At 70.7% G+C, this 14,348-nt stretch carries 15 protein-coding genes; 5 read left to right on the top strand and 10 right to left on the bottom strand.

What is annotated here, in order from left to right; genetic code table 11:
* Nucleotide 1: 1 nt before the first annotated feature.
* Both ACGFZS_RS36610 and ACGFZS_RS36605 read left to right on the top strand, forming a co-directional pair.
* The gene (locus ACGFZS_RS36610) at nt 2-1,732 is read left to right on the top strand and encodes a cation acetate symporter (RefSeq protein WP_393541369.1); all 1,731 of its coding nucleotides are present in this window, start codon (nt 2-4) and stop codon (nt 1,730-1,732) included.
* Complete coding sequence (locus tag ACGFZS_RS36605) at nt 1,729-2,937, top strand: histidine kinase (protein ID WP_365687946.1); 1,209 nt, start codon at nt 1,729-1,731, stop codon at nt 2,935-2,937. The genes ACGFZS_RS36610 and ACGFZS_RS36605 overlap by 4 nt, the downstream gene beginning before the upstream one ends.
* 4 nt (nt 2,938-2,941) lie before the next feature.
* Here ACGFZS_RS36605 and ACGFZS_RS36600 read toward each other — a convergent pair whose 3' ends face one another.
* The 5 genes from ACGFZS_RS36600 to ACGFZS_RS36580 all read right to left on the bottom strand — a co-directional run bounded on the left by ACGFZS_RS36600 (nt 2,942) and on the right by ACGFZS_RS36580 (nt 7,510).
* The gene (locus ACGFZS_RS36600; RefSeq protein ID WP_355720303.1) at nt 2,942-3,124 is read right to left on the bottom strand and encodes a hypothetical protein; all 183 of its coding nucleotides are present in this window, start codon (nt 3,122-3,124) and stop codon (nt 2,942-2,944) included.
* Nucleotides 3,125-3,207: 83 nt separating this feature from the next.
* Complete coding sequence (locus ACGFZS_RS36595; RefSeq protein ID WP_393798719.1) at nt 3,208-4,158, bottom strand: cytochrome c oxidase assembly protein; 951 nt, start codon at nt 4,156-4,158, stop codon at nt 3,208-3,210.
* A gap of 158 nt (nt 4,159-4,316) precedes the next feature.
* Nucleotides 4,317-5,342 (bottom strand): 6-phosphofructokinase, encoded by a 1,026-nt coding sequence (locus ACGFZS_RS36590; protein ID WP_393668101.1) that lies wholly within the window; start codon nt 5,340-5,342, stop codon nt 4,317-4,319.
* A 180-nt stretch (nt 5,343-5,522) separates the two neighbouring features.
* Nucleotides 5,523-6,251: a type 1 glutamine amidotransferase gene (locus tag ACGFZS_RS36585; RefSeq protein ID WP_393798718.1), complete on the bottom strand. Its 729-nt coding sequence runs from the start codon at nt 6,249-6,251 to the stop codon at nt 5,523-5,525.
* Between the two features lie 20 nt (nt 6,252-6,271).
* Nucleotides 6,272-7,510, bottom strand: a complete 1,239-nt coding sequence (locus ACGFZS_RS36580; protein ID WP_355720292.1) for a MurT ligase domain-containing protein — start codon at nt 7,508-7,510, stop codon at nt 6,272-6,274.
* A 152-nt stretch (nt 7,511-7,662) separates the two neighbouring features.
* Here ACGFZS_RS36580 and def point away from each other — a divergent pair, with 152 nt between their 5' ends.
* Nucleotides 7,663-8,202, top strand: coding sequence for a peptide deformylase (gene def, locus ACGFZS_RS36575; protein ID WP_393798717.1), 540 nt, complete (start codon nt 7,663-7,665; stop codon nt 8,200-8,202).
* A 3-nt stretch (nt 8,203-8,205) separates the two neighbouring features.
* Here the strand turns inward: def and ACGFZS_RS36570 are convergent, their stop codons facing one another.
* On the bottom strand, nt 8,206-8,847 hold the full coding sequence (locus ACGFZS_RS36570) for a TetR family transcriptional regulator (protein WP_359219453.1): 642 nt from the start codon (nt 8,845-8,847) through the stop codon (nt 8,206-8,208).
* Nucleotides 8,848-9,019: 172 nt separating this feature from the next.
* On the opposite strand from ACGFZS_RS36570, the gene ACGFZS_RS36565 reads away from it, so the two are divergent.
* Nucleotides 9,020-10,246, top strand: coding sequence for an acyl-CoA dehydrogenase family protein (locus ACGFZS_RS36565; protein ID WP_365687943.1), 1,227 nt, complete (start codon nt 9,020-9,022; stop codon nt 10,244-10,246).
* A 112-nt stretch (nt 10,247-10,358) separates the two neighbouring features.
* Here ACGFZS_RS36565 and ACGFZS_RS36560 read toward each other — a convergent pair whose 3' ends face one another.
* The 3 genes from ACGFZS_RS36560 to ACGFZS_RS36550 are packed head-to-tail and all read right to left on the bottom strand — an operon-like array spanning nt 10,359 to nt 13,196.
* Entirely contained in the window at nt 10,359-10,880 is a 522-nt protein-coding gene (locus ACGFZS_RS36560) for a cupin domain-containing protein (RefSeq protein WP_393798716.1), read from the bottom strand.
* 7 nt (nt 10,881-10,887) lie between these two features.
* Nucleotides 10,888-12,135: a cytochrome P450 gene (locus tag ACGFZS_RS36555; RefSeq protein ID WP_393798885.1), complete on the bottom strand. Its 1,248-nt coding sequence runs from the start codon at nt 12,133-12,135 to the stop codon at nt 10,888-10,890.
* Entirely contained in the window at nt 12,132-13,196 is a 1,065-nt protein-coding gene (locus ACGFZS_RS36550) for a type III polyketide synthase (protein ID WP_355720275.1), read from the bottom strand. The genes ACGFZS_RS36555 and ACGFZS_RS36550 overlap by 4 nt, the downstream gene beginning before the upstream one ends.
* 160 nt (nt 13,197-13,356) lie before the next feature.
* Between ACGFZS_RS36550 and ACGFZS_RS36545 the strand changes: the two genes are divergently transcribed.
* Entirely contained in the window at nt 13,357-14,049 is a 693-nt protein-coding gene (locus ACGFZS_RS36545) for a transcriptional regulator (protein ID WP_393798715.1), read from the top strand.
* Between the two features lie 55 nt (nt 14,050-14,104).
* Here ACGFZS_RS36545 and ACGFZS_RS36540 read toward each other — a convergent pair whose 3' ends face one another.
* Nucleotides 14,105-14,335 carry a DUF6213 family protein gene (locus tag ACGFZS_RS36540; RefSeq protein ID WP_359219442.1) on the bottom strand — a complete coding sequence of 77 codons (231 nt, stop codon included), beginning with the start codon at nt 14,333-14,335 and terminating at the stop codon, nt 14,105-14,107.
* Between the last annotated feature and the right edge of the window lie 13 nt (nt 14,336-14,348).

Raw genomic sequence — 14,348 nt, 5'->3', positions numbered from 1 at the left:
GATGAACTCCAGCTACGCCGTCCCCGCCGTCGCCCTGGTCGTCGTCGCGACCGTCCTCGTCGGCGCCTTCGGCCTGCGCATCTCCCGGACCACCTCCGACTTCTACGTCGCCTCCCGCACCGTCGGCCCCCGCCTCAACGCGGCCGCGATCAGCGGCGAGTACCTCTCCGCCGCCTCCTTCCTGGGCATCGCGGGCCTGGTCCTGGTCCAGGGCCCCGACATGCTCTGGTACCCGGTCGGCTACACCGCCGGCTACCTGGTCCTGCTGCTCTTCGTCGCCGCCCCGCTGCGCCGCTCCGGCGCCTACACCCTCCCCGACTTCGCCGAGGCCCGGCTCGCCTCGCAGCCGGTACGACGGCTGGCCGGGGCGTTCGTGGTGGGCGTCGGCTGGCTCTACCTGCTGCCCCAACTCCAGGGCGCGGGGCTGACGTTGACGGTCCTCACCGGCGCGCCCGGCGCGCTCGGCGGACTCATCGTGGCCGTGGTCGTGGTGGCCACCGTGGCCGCCGGCGGCATGCGCAGCATCACCTTCGTCCAGGCCTTCCAATACTGGCTGAAACTCACCGCCCTGCTGGTCCCCGCCCTCTTCCTGGTCCTCGCCTGGCAGGGGGCCGGCGCCCCCACCCACGCCTTCGACGAACCGGCCGCCTTCCGCGACCGGCGCACCGTCGACGTCCGGAACACCCTCGCCCTCAAGCTCGACCGCCCCCTCACGGTCACCGTCACCGGCACGGTCGACGGCCGCCCGCACGACGACACACGGCTCACCCTCCCCGAGGGCACCCACCGCATCGCCGCCGGCACCCGCCTGACCTTCGCCAAGGGCACCCGGGTCCCCGCCACCGACCGGGGCACCAACGGCGGCATGTCCACCTCGCTCGCCGAGAGCCGCGAGGAACGCCCGCTGTACGCCACGTACGGCCTGATCCTCGCCACCTTCCTCGGCACCATGGGCCTGCCGCACGTCGTCGTCCGCTTCTACACCAGCCCGCACGGCGTCGCCGCCCGCCGCACCACGGTCGCCGTCCTCGCCCTGATCGGCCTCTTCTACCTCCTGCCGCCCGTGTACGGCGCCCTCGGCCGCCTCTACACCCCCGAACTCACCCTCACCGGCAACGCGGACGCGGCCGTCCTGCTGCTGCCCGACCGGGTCATCGGCGGCCTCGGCGGCGATCTCCTCGGCGCGCTGGTGGCGGGCGGCGCCTTCGCCGCGTTCCTCTCCACCGCCTCCGGACTGACCATGGCGGTCGCCGGAGTCCTCACCCAGGACGTCCTGCCGTCCCGCGGTGTGCGCCACTTCCGGCTCGGCACCGTGCTCGCCATGGCCGTGCCGCTCGCCGCCAGTGCGCTCGTCGGGGGACTGCCGGTGGCCGACGCCGTCGGGCTGGCCTTCGCCGTGTCGGCCTCCTCCTTCTGCCCGCTGCTGGTCCTCGGCATCTGGTGGCGGCGGCTGACCCCGCCCGGCGCCGCGGCCGGGATGCTGACAGGCGGCGGCTCGGCCTTCTGCGCGGTGGCCGCGACCATGGCCGACTTCCCGGGCACCGGCTCCCTGCACGCGCTGCTCGCCTGGCCCGCGCTCTGGTCGGTCCCGCTCGGCTTCCTCACCATGATCCTGGTGTCCCTGGCGACCCCGGGCCGGGTCCCGCCCGGCACGGCCGCCGTCCTCGCCCGCTTCCACCTGCCGGAAGAGCTGCGCGCGGAGACCACCGGACCCCGCGAGGCGCGGCTGTGACCGGCTTCCTCGCCGGTCTCCTGGTGGCCGTGCTCCCGCTGCTCGCCGCCGGCTTCTGGCTCGGCCGCCGCACCGCCCGCCCCGAGCGCCTCGGCGGCGGCCTCGGCACCCCGGTCGAACACGCCACCTTCGAGACCCTGCACACCGCGTCCCTCGCCGCGCCCCCGCTGCGCGCCGGCCTCACCGAGGAGACCGCCCGCCGCTCCGCCCGCCGGCTGCGCACCCTGCTCGGCACCGACGCGCTCTGCCTCACCGACCACGAGAACCTGCTGGTCTGGGACGGCGTCGGCGGCCACCACCGCACCGAGATCATGGAACGCCTCGCCGGACCGCTGGAGTCCGGCCGCGGCGAGGCCTTCCGGCTGCACTGCGAGGAGCCCGACTGCCCCCTGCGCTGGGCCGTGATCGCCCCCCTCACCGTCGACGACCGCGTCCACGGCACCCTGGTCGCCTGCGCCCCGCGCGAGTCCGCCGTACTGGTCCGCGCGGCCGGCGAGGTCGCCCGCTGGGTCAGCGTCCAGCTGGAGCTGGCCGACCTCGACCGCTCCCGCACCCGCCTGATCGAGGCCGAGATCCGCGCCCTGCGCGCCCAGATCTCCCCGCACTTCATCTTCAACTCGCTCGCGGTGATCGCCTCGTTCGTCCGCACCGACCCCGAGCGCGCCCGCGAACTGCTCCTGGAGTTCGCCGACTTCACCCGCTACTCGTTCCGCAGGCACGGCGACTTCACCACCCTCGCCGACGAGCTCCACGCCATCGACCACTACCTGGCACTGGTCCGGGCCCGCTTCGGCGACCGCCTCACCGTCACCCTGCAGATCGCCCCCGAGGTGCTCCCCGTCACCCTGCCCTTCCTCTGCCTGCAGCCGCTCGTCGAGAACGCCGTCAAACACGGCCTGGAGGGCAAGACCGGCACCTGCCACATCCAGATCACCGCCCAGGACGAGGGCGCCGAGGCGCTGGTCGTCATCGAGGACGACGGCGCCGGCATGGACCCCGTCCTGCTGCGCCGGATCCTCGCCGGCGAGCTCAGCCCCTCCGGCGGCATCGGCCTGTCCAACGTCGACGACCGGCTCCGCCAGGTGTACGGCGACGACCGCGGCCTCGTCATCGAGACCGCGGTCGGAGCGGGCATGAAGATCACCGCCAGGCTGCCGAAATACCAGCCCGGGGTGCACCAGGCCGCCCGCCTCACCCCGGACTGAACGGTCAGCCGCTGCTCTGGGTGACGACCATCGCGAGCGTCAGCAGCCCCAGCACCACCCACCCGAACCACAGCCAGCCGTTGCTGCCGAGCGCCACCGTGTAGGCGGTCACCACCACGAGTCCCCCTACGGTGAGGACCCCCATCGCCTTGGTGGAACCGTTCGAACCGTTCGCAGAACCGGGCATCAGGACACCCTCCTCATGGTCCGTCTCCCTCCATGGTGCCCCGGGTTCGGCGTCCACGGGATACGGAGAGACGGAAAGGCTTCTCAGCCCTTGCGCGCGTGCAGCGAGGCCAGATAGGCGTTGTACGCCTCCAGCTCCTTGTCGCCGTCCCGGTCCGCGGCCCGGTCCGTGCGGCGGGCCTGGCGCTGCTCGGAGCCGTACCACTGGAACAGCAGGGCGATCAGTACCAGCACGGACGGCACCTCGCTGAACGCCCAGGCGATCCCGCCCGCCGCGTTCTGGTCGGCGAGCGCGTCGATCCCGAGCGAGGCCGGCGGGTTCTTGAACGTCTCCACCATCGGCTCGGACGCCATCATCAACGCGATACCGAAGAAGGCGTGGAACGGCATGCCCGCGAACAGCTCCAGCATGCGCATGAGGTATCCCGGCCGGTGCGGACCCGGATCGATCCCGATGATCGGCCAGAAGAAGACCACGCCGACGGCGAGGAAGTGCACCATCATCGCGATGTGCCCGGCCTTCGACCCCATCAGGAAGTCGAACAGCGGGGTGAAGTAGAGGGCGTACAGGCTCGCGATGAAGAGCGGAATGGTGAAGGCGGGGTGGGTGATGATCCGCATGTACCGGCTGTGCAGCAGCGCCAGCAGCAGCTCACGCGGCCCCTTGCGCCCCCGCGCGGCGACCGGCAGCGCCCGCAGCGCCAGGGTCACCGGGGCGCCCAGCAGGATCAGGATCGGCGACAGCATGCTGATGATCATGTGCTGCACCATGTGCACGCTGAACATGACCATCCCGTAGTCGTTCAGCTTGGTGCACATCACGAGCATGATCGTCAGCACACCCACGACGAACGACACCGTCCGCCCCACCGACCACGCGTCCCCCCGCCGCCGCAGCCGCACCAGCCCCCACCCGTACAGGGCGAGCCCCGCGACACACGCGACCAGAAAGAACGGATCCGCCGACCACTCCAGCCCCCGCCCCAGCGTGAACGGCGGCAGATCCATCATCATGCCGTGCCCGCTGTGATCCATCCGGCGGCTCCTGATTCGTGGGGGGTGTTTCTATCGACCCCACATTAGAACCGCGGCCAACCCAGCTTGTGAGCGGGGTGCACGATCCCTACCTAAAGGGGCGCGGGGAACTGCGCGACCAGCCACAGCTCACCGGCAGACAACACACAACCGCACCCTTAAAGCACGGTCTCCGCTTCCTCGTACCGCTCCGAAGGAACCGTCTTCAACGTCTCCACGGCCTCCGCCAACGGCACCATCACGATGTCCGTCCCCCGCAGCGCGGTCATCCGGCCGAACTCCCCCCGGTGCACCGCCTCCACCGCGTGCCACCCGAACCGCGTCGCCAGCACCCGGTCGTACGCCGTCGGCGTGCCACCCCGCTGCACATGCCCGAGGATGACCGGCCGCGCCTCCTTGCCGAGCCGCTGCTCCAGCTCGATGGAGAGCTGCCGGGCGATCCCGGCGAACCGCTCGTGGCCGTAGATGTCCTTGCCGCCCTCGTCGAAGTCCATGGAGCCCGCCCTCGGCTTGGCCCCCTCCGCCGCGACGACGATCGCGAACCGCTTGCCCGCCTCGAACCGCTCGCCGACCCGGCGGGCCAACTCCTCGATGTCGAAGGGCCGTTCCGGTACGACGATGGCGTGCGCGCCGGCCGCCATGCCGGAGTGCAGGGCGATCCAGCCGGTGTGCCGCCCCATGACCTCGACGACGAGCACCCGCTGGTGGGACTCGGCGGTGGTCTTCAGCCGGTCGAGCGCCTCGGTGGCCACGCCCACGGCCGTGTCGAAGCCGAAGGTGACGTCGGTGACAGCGATGTCGTTGTCGATGGTCTTCGGGACGCCGACGATCGGCAGACCGGCGTCGGACATCAGCCGGGCCGCCTTCAGCGTGCCCTCACCGCCGATCGGGATGATCGCGTCCAGGCCGAGCTCGGCGACATGGCCCCTGGCCCGCTCCACGCCGTCCCGCAGGTGCGAGGGCTGGACCCGGGACGAGCCGAGGATGGTGCCGCCGCGGGCCAGGATGCCGGCCACGGCGTCGAGGTCGAGCTTGAGGTAGTCGCACTCCAGGAGGCCCTTCCAGCCGTCCCGGAAGCCGATGACCTCGTCGCCGTGGTCGGCGACGGCACGGTGCACGACGGACCGGATGACGGCGTTCAGGCCGGGGCAGTCGCCGCCGGACGTGAGGACACCAATGCGCATAGCCCGAAACAACCTTCTCCACGTGGGCCGGAGACCGGACCACGCTGTCCGGCTGACATCGCGGCCACCCTACCGGCGCAAGGGGGTCATTCCGTACCGGGCGTCCGCCTGCTGGACGTGCCCGCACATGTGAGCGGACACCCTGTCAGGCGGGCCCGGAATCCACCTCTCCGGTACAGCTCAGGCGGGCTGCTGGGCGGCCGCGATCCGCTCGCCCCGCAGCGCCTCGTACCAGCGGTCGTCGATCGGCGGCAGCGCGTTGACGTCGAGCGCCAGCTTCAGCAGCAGGTCGGCGATGAGCGGGTTGCGGGCGAGGACCGGCCCGTGCATGTACGTACCGAAGACGGTCTCGTTGTACGCGCCCTCCGTGCCGTCCCCGGTGCCGTTGCCCCGGCCCAGCTGGACCCGGGCGAAGGGGCGGGCGGTGGGGCCGAGCTGGGTGATGCCCTGGTGGTTCTCGAACCCGGTGAGCTGGGGCAGCCCGAGGCGCGGGTCGATGTCGGCGAGGACGTCACCGACACACCGCTCGCCGGTGCCGCGCACGGTCGTCACGTCCAGCAGCCCGAGGCCGGGCTCGCGCTGCCCGAGGTCGTTGATGAACTCGTGCCCGAGGATCTGGTAGCCGGCGCACACCGAGAACACGATCGCGCCGTTCTCCACCGCCCGGTACAGGTGCCCGTCCCGGCGCAGCCGCTCGGCCGCGAGCCGCTGCGGGCGGTCCTCGCCGCCGCCGATCAGGTAGATGTCGCCGGAGGTCGGGATCGGCTGGTCGCTGCGCACGTCCAGCCGGGCCACGTCGAGACCGCGCTGCCGGGCCCGGCGCTCCACGACGAGCGCGTTGCCCTGGTCGCCGTAGGTGCTGAGCAGGTCCGGGTAGATCCACACCAGCCGCAGTTGGTTGTCGCTCATGAAGTCTCTGTCCTTCGTGGTCAGTTGCCGACGCGGCGGCGCAGGTCCTGGAACGCGGTGTAGTTCGCGATGACCTCGATCCGGCCGGGCGGGCACATCTGCACGGCCTGGTCCAGGCTGTCGCAGACCTGGAAGTGCTGGCCCGCGACCTCCAGCCGCACCGCGAGGTCCAGCTTGCGGTCACCGAGTACGAAGATCGGGTGGCCGGTGAGCCGGGTGTAGTCCACGTCCCACAGCCAGGAGGTGTCGGTGCCGTCCGCGCCGCGCGCGTTCACCGAGAGGATCACCGGCGCCGGCGGCGGGTCGATCAGCGAGAACGTCTCCAGCCAGCCGGCCGGGTTCTTGGCGAGGAGCAGCCGCAGGTCACGCCCCTGGAACTGCACGACGTCGTAGCGTCCCGCGACCGCCTGCACCTGGTACATCCGCTCCAGGGCGACCTGCGGCGGCACCCCGAAGACCGCGGCGACGGCGGCCGAGGAGGCGGCGTTGGCCTTGTTGGCGCGGCCCGGCAGCTGCAGGTGGATCGGCCAGGCGGACCCGTGCGGGTCGAGGACGTGGTCCCCGGAGAGCACCCAGCTCGGCGTCGGCCGCCGGAAGCCGCACTCGCCGCAGAACCAGTCGTCGCCCGGGCGCTGCATCACGCCACCGCAGGACGGGCAGGACCAGGCGTCGTCCTTCCACATCTGCCCGGCGGCGACCCAGACCACGTTGGGGGAGGAGGACGCGGCCCAGACCACCAGCGGGTCGTCGCAGTTCGCCACGATGACGGCCTTGGACCCGGCGAGGCCCTCGCGCCAGTTCTCGGCGAGCATCCGGGTCTCGGCGGCGCGGTCGAGCTGGTCGCGGGAGAGGTTGAGCAGGGCGATGCACTTCGGCGCGGTGTCCCGGGCCACTCCGGCCAGGTACTTCTCGTCGACCTCGATGACACCGAACTTGGCGTCCGAGCCGCCGGCCAGCGCCGAGGTGATGCCGGCGGGCATGTTGGCGCCGAGCGCGTTCGACACGACCGGGCCCGCGGCCTTCAGCGCCTCGGCGATGAGCCTGGTGGTGGTCGTCTTGCCGTTGGTCGCCGAGACGAGCGTGACGTCCAGGTGGGTGGCGAGCCGGGCGAGGAGATCGGGGTCGAGTTTGAGCGCGACCTTGCCACCGATCACGGATCCGCTGCCGCGTCCCGCCGCACGGGACGCCGCCGCGACCGCCTTGCCCGCGGTCACGGCCAGCTTGGCCCGCGGCGTGAGCGGGTCCGAGTTGCCTGCCATCAGTTCTCGATCCTCCTAGCCGTACGCGCCGCGCCTGAGTCATCCGGCAACGTGGTGTGCACCTCAGCCTATCGAGATCCGTTCGCACGCCCGAATTCCGGCCCATGCCTGCGCGGCGGGCAGGGGCCGAATCGAACCGTACCCTTGCGGCCATGCGACAAGGTTCCATTCCGGGCGCCCACGGGCGGGTCCGGCCCCTCACCCTGCTCGGCGACCCGGTGCTGCACGCCCGCTGCGCGGAGGTCACCGAGTTCGGCCCCGAACTGTCCCGGTTGGTGGAGGACTTGTTCGCCACGATGTACGCGGCCGAGGGCGTGGGCCTCGCGGCCAACCAGGTGGGGGAGTCGCTGCGGGTGTTCGTGTACGACTGCCCCGACGACGAGGAGGTCCGCCACCTGGGCCATGTGGTGAACCCGCGGCTGGTGGCGGCGGACGGGGTGACGCTCCGCGGCCCGGAGGGCTGCCTGTCCCTGCCGGGCCTGGAGGCGGGCACGGAGCGGTACGACCACGCGGTCGTGGAGGGCTTCACCGCGCAGGGCGACCCGGTCACGATCCACGGCACGGGCTTCTTCGCGAGGTGCCTGCAGCACGAGACCGACCACCTGGAGGGCCGTGTCTACGCCGACCACGTCACGGGCCTGCGCAAGCGCAGGCTGATGCGGCAGGTGGCGAAGTCCTCCTGGCACCGGTGACCCTCAGAACCCCGGACCGCCCACCCTGTCTCCCGCGGCCGCCAGCCGGCCCCACAGCAGGTCGGCCAGACTCTTCACCAACTCCGCACGAGAACACGGCCGTTCCCCCAGCCACCAGTCCCCGGCGGCGTGCATCATGCCGACGATGCCGTGTCCCCACACCCTGGCCAGCTGCTGGCTGCTGGGCCCCAGGTCCAGCCGGTCCTCGATGACCTGGGCCAGTTCCTCGCCCATCCGCCGGAGCAACGGAGCCGAGTGCTTTCCCACGTCGAACCCCTGGTCGGTCCCCGTGCTGCCCTCGGCGGGATGCATCAGGAACCGGTACACCTGGGGCCGCGCCTCGATCGCCGCGAGGTACGTGTCCAGGGTCGCCTCGACCCGCTCACGGCGCTCCGCGGGAGCGTCCAGCGCGGCCCGCAGGGAGTTGAGCAGCGCGTCCGTGTGCCGCTTGGCGAGCGCCGCGTACAGTCCGCCCTTGTCGCCGAAATGGCGGTAGAGGATAGGTTTGGTGATGCCGGCCTCCGCCGCGATCGCGTTCATCGAGGCTTGTGGGCCGTCGCGCAGCACCACCCGGTCGGCGGCCTCCAGCAGCTCGCGCCGCCGGCGGTCGGCGGACCTCTGCTGTTCGGTCCGTGTGGTGTCCATGTGCTCTCCCCACCCCGTGCTGTTTCGGTACTGCCTGCGCAAACTAACACCTGGCGGCCACACCATCTCGAACTGGCTGCCGAGGTGACCTTGGGAGTTGACTTTTCCTACCGACGAGTAACAGACTCGGGTTACCGCTAGTAACACATTATGCGCCGCCGCTGGAGGGGTCATGGCCGAGTTCACCATGGAACTCAACGACGAACAGAAGGAGGTCCGGGACTGGCTGCACGGCTTCGCCGCCGACGTCATCCGCCCCGCGGCCGCCGAATGGGACGAGCGTGAGGAGACTCCCTGGCCGGTCATCCAGGAGGCCGCGAAGGTCGGCATCTACTCCCTGGATTTCTACGCCCAGCAGTACTTCGACGCCACCGGTCTCGGCATCCCGATGGCCATGGAGGAACTCTTCTGGGGCGACGCGGGCATCGCCCTGTCCATCGTGGGCACGGGTCTGGCCGCCGTCGGCGTCCTCGCCAACGGCACCGAGGAGCAGATCGGCACCTGGATCCCCCAGATGTACGGCGACCCCAACGACGTCAAGGTCGCCGCGTTCTGCTCCTCCGAGCCCGACGCCGGCTCCGACGTGGGCTCCATGCGCACCCGGGCCGTCTACGACGAGGCCAAGGACGAGTGGGTGATCAACGGCACGAAGACCTGGGCGACCAACGGCGGCATCGCCAACGTCCACGTGGTCGTCGCGGTCGTCGACGCCGAGCTGGGCTCCAAGGGCCACGCGTCCTTCATCGTCCCGCCGGGCACCCCCGGGCTCGCCCAGGGCCAGAAGTTCAAGAAGCACGGCATCCGTGCCTCGCACACCGCCGAGGTCGTCCTGGACAACGTCCGGGTGCCCGGTTCCTGCCTGCTCGGCGGCAAGGAGAAGCTGGACGAGCGCCTGGCCCGGGCCCGGGAGCGGGCGAAGTCGGGCGGCGAACGCGTCAAGAACGCGGCGATGGCCACGTTCGAGGCCTCGCGGCCGGCCGTCGGCGCGATGGCGGTCGGCACCGCCCGCGCCGCGTACGAGGTCGCCCTCGACTACGCCATGACCCGTGAGCAGTTCGGGCGGCCGATCATCGACAACCAGGGGATCGCCTTCCAGCTCGCGGACATGCGGACGTCCATCGACGCGGCCCGGCTGCTGGTGTGGCGGGCGTCCTGGATGGCGATCAACGGCAAGCCGTTCACCGCGGCCGAGGGTTCGATGTCGAAGCTGTTCGCGAGCGAGACGGCGAAGAAGGTGACCGCCCAGGCGATCCAGATCCTGGGCGGCAACGGGTACACGCGGGAGTATCCGGTGGAGCGGATGCACCGGGACGCGGCGATCTACACGATCTTCGAGGGGACGAGTGAGATCCAGCGGCTGGTGATCGCCCGGACGCTTTCGGGGATGCCGATCCGGTAGCGCCGTAGGGGGTGCGGTGCGCTGCGGACTGACGGCCGTCAGTGGCTGGTCGCGCCCACGCGGCGGAGCCGCATATCGATAACGCCCCGCGCCCCCAAACAGGTTGGCACAGTCACCGGTGCTTCAGAGGGGTGAGCTGTTCGATGTCGTAGCGCTTGCGGAGTTGCTCGATGGCCTCGTGGTTCGGAGGGCCTTCGCTGTCGAGGATTTCCAGGAGTTCCTCGAAGTAGCGCTCGTGGTCGGGTGGTGGCGAGGCCTGGAAGAACATCCTCGCCGGGGTCTCCGTGGGGTTGGCGAAGGCGTGGGGGCATCCCGGTGGTACGACGATCACCGTGCCCGGGGTGGCCCGGACCACCCTGGTGCCCGAACCGGACTCCCAGCGCTGCCAGTTGTCGGGGGTGCGGATGCGGGGCTCGAAGGCGAGGACGTCCAGCTCGCCTTCGAGGACGTAGAACAACTCCTCGCTGCGGGTGTGCACATGGGCGCCCACGTCGAAGCCCGGGGGGACCTCCACCTCGAAGGTGGAGGCCATCCGCGAGTGCGTGCCGGTCACCTTGAAGGTGACCCGCTGGGCCGGCGTGTGGACCACGCGCCCGTGTCCGGGTGGTACGAGGAGTCCCTCGGTCGTGGTCATGGGCCACTCACCAGGTCACCGGAAGGGCCTCGGGTCCCCGGATCAGCGCGCCCTTTCTGAAGGGCACCTGCTCCGGGGGCACGGCGAGCCGCAGCCCGGGCAGCCGGTCCAGCAGGGCGTCGACGAGGAGTTCCTCCTCCAGCCTGCCGAGCTGGCCGCCGGGACAGTAGTGCGGGCCGAACCCGAAGGACACATGCGGGTTGGGACTGCGGGTGAGGTCGATCGTCTCGGGGTCCGGGAAGACGTCCGGGTCGCGGTTGGCGGCCAGGTACGAGACGTAGATCGGATCGCCCGCGCGGATCCGTACGCCCTTGATCTCCACGTCCCGCAGGGCGATCCGGGAGAGCCCGACCGCGCTGCGGTGCGGGATGTAGCGCAGCAGCTCGTCGATCGCCCGGGGGCGGATCGCCGGGTCGGTGCGCAGCCGGTCGAGGAGGTCGGGGCGGGTCAGCAGCAGGTAGAACATCTGCCCGCTGTTGTTGGTGACCGCCTCGCCGCCGATCTGGAGGAGGACGGCCAGACCGACGGCCTCCTCCAGGGTGACCTCGCCCCGGGCCACCGCGGGGCCCAGCAGCGAGCACACGTCCTCGCCCGTGCTGGTCTCCCGCAGCCCGATCAGGTCGGCGAAGTAGGCGCCCATCTCGCGCTTGGCCTTCTCGCTGACCTCCTTGCCGTGCGAGGAGGAGAGGATCAGCTGGGTCCAGATGTGCATGGTGTGCCGGTCGGCGGCCGGCACGCCCATCACCTCGCAGATCACCGCGATGGGGAACGGGCTCAGGACCGTCGCCGTGAGATCGGCGGGCGGCCCGTCCTGGACCAGCTCGTCGACGAGCTCGTCCAGCATCAGACGGGCCTTCTCCCGGACCCGCTCCACGCCCTTGGTGGTGAGCGCGGAGGCCACCGAGCGGCGCAGCCGCGTGTGGTCGGGCGGGTCCAGGAAGCCGACCGCGCCGCGGTCCGGGATGAAGTGCGGGGCGAGCCGGGTGACCGGCTGCTCCATCACGGCCTCACGGCTGAACCGGGGGTCGTTGGCCACCATCCGTACGTCGTCGTACCGGGTGACCAGCCACGCCCAGCCCTCGCCGTTGGGGAGCTGGATCCGGGTCACCGGTCCCTCCCGCATCAGCTCGGCCAGGGTGGGGTCGAAGTCCACCCCCGCCAGGTCCGGCACCTCCCAGTGCCGGACCGGACAGGTGACCTCGCCGTCGGCCTCGTCCGCGGGGTCGAGCGGTTCGGTGAGCGTCATCTCGGTTATGCCGCCTCTTCGTCCGAACGCCGCCAGCGACCCAGCGACATTTCCGCGGTGATGCCGGGACCGAACCCGGCGAGCAGGCCGCGCGCCCGGTGCTCGGCACCGCCCTCGTCGAACATCCGGCGCAGTGCGTCCAGGACGACGGCGCTGGCGATGTTGCCGTACTCGGTGAGCGTGGCCCGGCTGAACCGGAACGCGTGCGGATCGACCTGGAGGAACTTGCTCAGGTCGTCCAGGATCCGCGGCCCGCCGGCGTGGACTATGTAGAAGTCCAGGTCGGAGGCGTCCCAGCCGTGCAGTCCCGCGAGGTCCTGCAGGGCCGGAGCGAGCGGCTCCATGGTCGCCGGGACCCGCTTGTCCAGCAGGAAGTGGAACCCGGTGGCCCGGACGTCGTACATGATCCACTCTTCGGTCTTCGGGATCAGGTACGAGCCGTTGCGTTCGAGCTCGACGCCGTTGCCGCCCTTGCCGCGGACCACGGCGGCGGCGATGCCGTCACCGAAGAGGCCGTTGGACAGGAGCGAGCCGATGCCGAGGTCGGTCGGCTGGTAGCACAGCGAGCAGAACTCGCAGGCCACGATGAGCGCGTTGGCGTCCGGGTACGCCGAGCAGAAGTCGTGCGCCCGGTTGATGGCCGCTCCGCCGGCCGCGCACCCCAGCTGGGCGATGGGGATCTGGCGGGTGGTGGAGTCGAAGTCCATCTCGTTGATCAGCCACGCCGTGAGCGAGGGCATCATGAAGCCCGTGCACGAGACGTAGATGATCACGTCGATGTCGCTGGTGAGCAGTTCGGCGTCGTCGAGTGCCCGCTGGATGACTGCGGGGACCCGGGCCTTCGCCTCGACCTCGTAGAGCTTGTTGCGCTCCTCGAAGCCGGGGTGCTTGAGGGTTTCCTCGATCGGCTGCACGATGTGCCGGGTGCGAACGCCCGTGTTCTCGATCAGTCTCAGCGCCAACGGCAGCTGCGGGTGGTTCTCGTGGTGGGAGCGCGCCAGTTCCAGCGTCTCCTCCATCGTGATCACGTACTCCGGGACCGACACTGAGGGCTTGCACAAAGTCGCCATGAACCGTGCCTGCTTTCAGCCTTCCGGCGGGTTTTGACCCCGCCGGCCAGAAGGTGGTTCACCTCAGGAGGTGGTTTTCTCACGATCACCCGTGAGGGCGATGATCTCTCGCCGGACTACTCCGAACCGGTGACCCCGTGTCAGGGTCGGAGCAGCGCCGATGAATCCCGACGAGGAGGGTGCGATGCCCCGCACGGCTGCGGAACTGCTGAAAACGACCAGGTCAGAGCTGGCCCCGGACCCCAACGCGAATCCATTTGTTCCCCCCGTCGCCAGTGGCCGGGCGAGTCTGGAGACACTCGCCGTCCTGGCCCTGGAACAACACCACGTGATTCCCGCCGACCGGCGCGCGTTCGTGCATCTGGCGCAGCGCGCCGCCGAGGAGCCCGCGGCCGCCGGGTTCTTCACCATGCTGGCCGAGGGCGAGGAACTGGCGGCAGAGCGGCTGGGCGCGTTCATGGTGGCGTGCGAAGTGGATGAGCGGCGCATGCAAGCGTACGAGCCCCTACCGGGCTGCCAGGCGTACCCGGCGTACATCTCCTGGCTCGCCCTGAACGCGGCCCCGACGGACGCCGTCCTGGCCATCACGGCCAACTTCGCTACGTGGGGCACCTATTGCGCGACCATCGCGCAGGCCCTGCGCACCCACTACGGCTTCACCGACGGGGCATGCGGCTTCTTCGACTTCTTCGCGGCACCGGCCCCGGCGCTGGACCGGCAGGCAGAGGCAGCGGTTCAGGCGGGACTGGACACCGGTCAATTGGACGAGGGGCGCGTCTACGCCTACGGCCGCCTGCTCCAGTCGTACGAGCAGATGTTCTGGACGTCGCTGGCTGGACAAACCCGCTTTTAGGGGCGCGGGGAACTGCGCGAGCAACCACGAACCACCCGCACCCGCCGAACGACCCTCACTCCCCACTGCTGTGGGCGATACAAGCCACGTCGATCCGATCCGCGAGCTTCGCCAGCTCGATCGTCAGCGCCGCCACCGTGTCCTCGTCCAGCCCGCTCTCCCCGGCCTCCACCAGACGCAGCCACCGCCCGCCCATGGTCCGCAACAACTTACTCACATCGGCCGCGGCCACCTGCAAGGTACCGCTGTCGTCGACGATCAGAGGCAGAGTCACTTCGCGGTTCACACCGGGGATCGTA

This window comes from Streptomyces sp. NPDC048288, assembly GCF_043201555.1.
Classification (GTDB): Bacteria; Actinomycetota; Actinomycetes; order Streptomycetales; family Streptomycetaceae; genus Streptomyces.
Note: the sequence above shows the minus strand (reverse complement) of the source record. Positions and strands in the feature narration are given on the sequence as shown.

Bases quoted from the DNA above. Each gene is read 5' to 3' on its own strand.
- ACGFZS_RS36610 (WP_393541369.1), top strand. From the start codon at position 2: ATGAACTCCAGCTACGCCGTCCCCGCCGTCGCCCTGGTCGTCGTCGCG.
- ACGFZS_RS36545 (WP_393798715.1), top strand. From the start codon at position 13,357: ATGAATCCCGACGAGGAGGGTGCGATGCCCCGCACGGCTGCGGAACTG.
- ACGFZS_RS36550 (WP_355720275.1), bottom strand. From the start codon at position 13,196: ATGGCGACTTTGTGCAAGCCCTCAGTGTCGGTCCCGGAGTACGTGATC.
- def (WP_393798717.1), top strand. From the start codon at position 7,663: ATGCGACAAGGTTCCATTCCGGGCGCCCACGGGCGGGTCCGGCCCCTC.
- ACGFZS_RS36600 (WP_355720303.1), bottom strand. From the start codon at position 3,124: ATGCCCGGTTCTGCGAACGGTTCGAACGGTTCCACCAAGGCGATGGGG.
- ACGFZS_RS36565 (WP_365687943.1), top strand. From the start codon at position 9,020: ATGGCCGAGTTCACCATGGAACTCAACGACGAACAGAAGGAGGTCCGG.
- ACGFZS_RS36590 (WP_393668101.1), bottom strand. From the start codon at position 5,342: ATGCGCATTGGTGTCCTCACGTCCGGCGGCGACTGCCCCGGCCTGAAC.
- ACGFZS_RS36560 (WP_393798716.1), bottom strand. From the start codon at position 10,880: ATGACCACGACCGAGGGACTCCTCGTACCACCCGGACACGGGCGCGTG.
- ACGFZS_RS36570 (WP_359219453.1), bottom strand. From the start codon at position 8,847: ATGGACACCACACGGACCGAACAGCAGAGGTCCGCCGACCGCCGGCGG.
- ACGFZS_RS36580 (WP_355720292.1), bottom strand. From the start codon at position 7,510: ATGGCAGGCAACTCGGACCCGCTCACGCCGCGGGCCAAGCTGGCCGTG.
- ACGFZS_RS36585 (WP_393798718.1), bottom strand. From the start codon at position 6,251: ATGAGCGACAACCAACTGCGGCTGGTGTGGATCTACCCGGACCTGCTC.
- ACGFZS_RS36595 (WP_393798719.1), bottom strand. From the start codon at position 4,158: ATGGATCACAGCGGGCACGGCATGATGATGGATCTGCCGCCGTTCACG.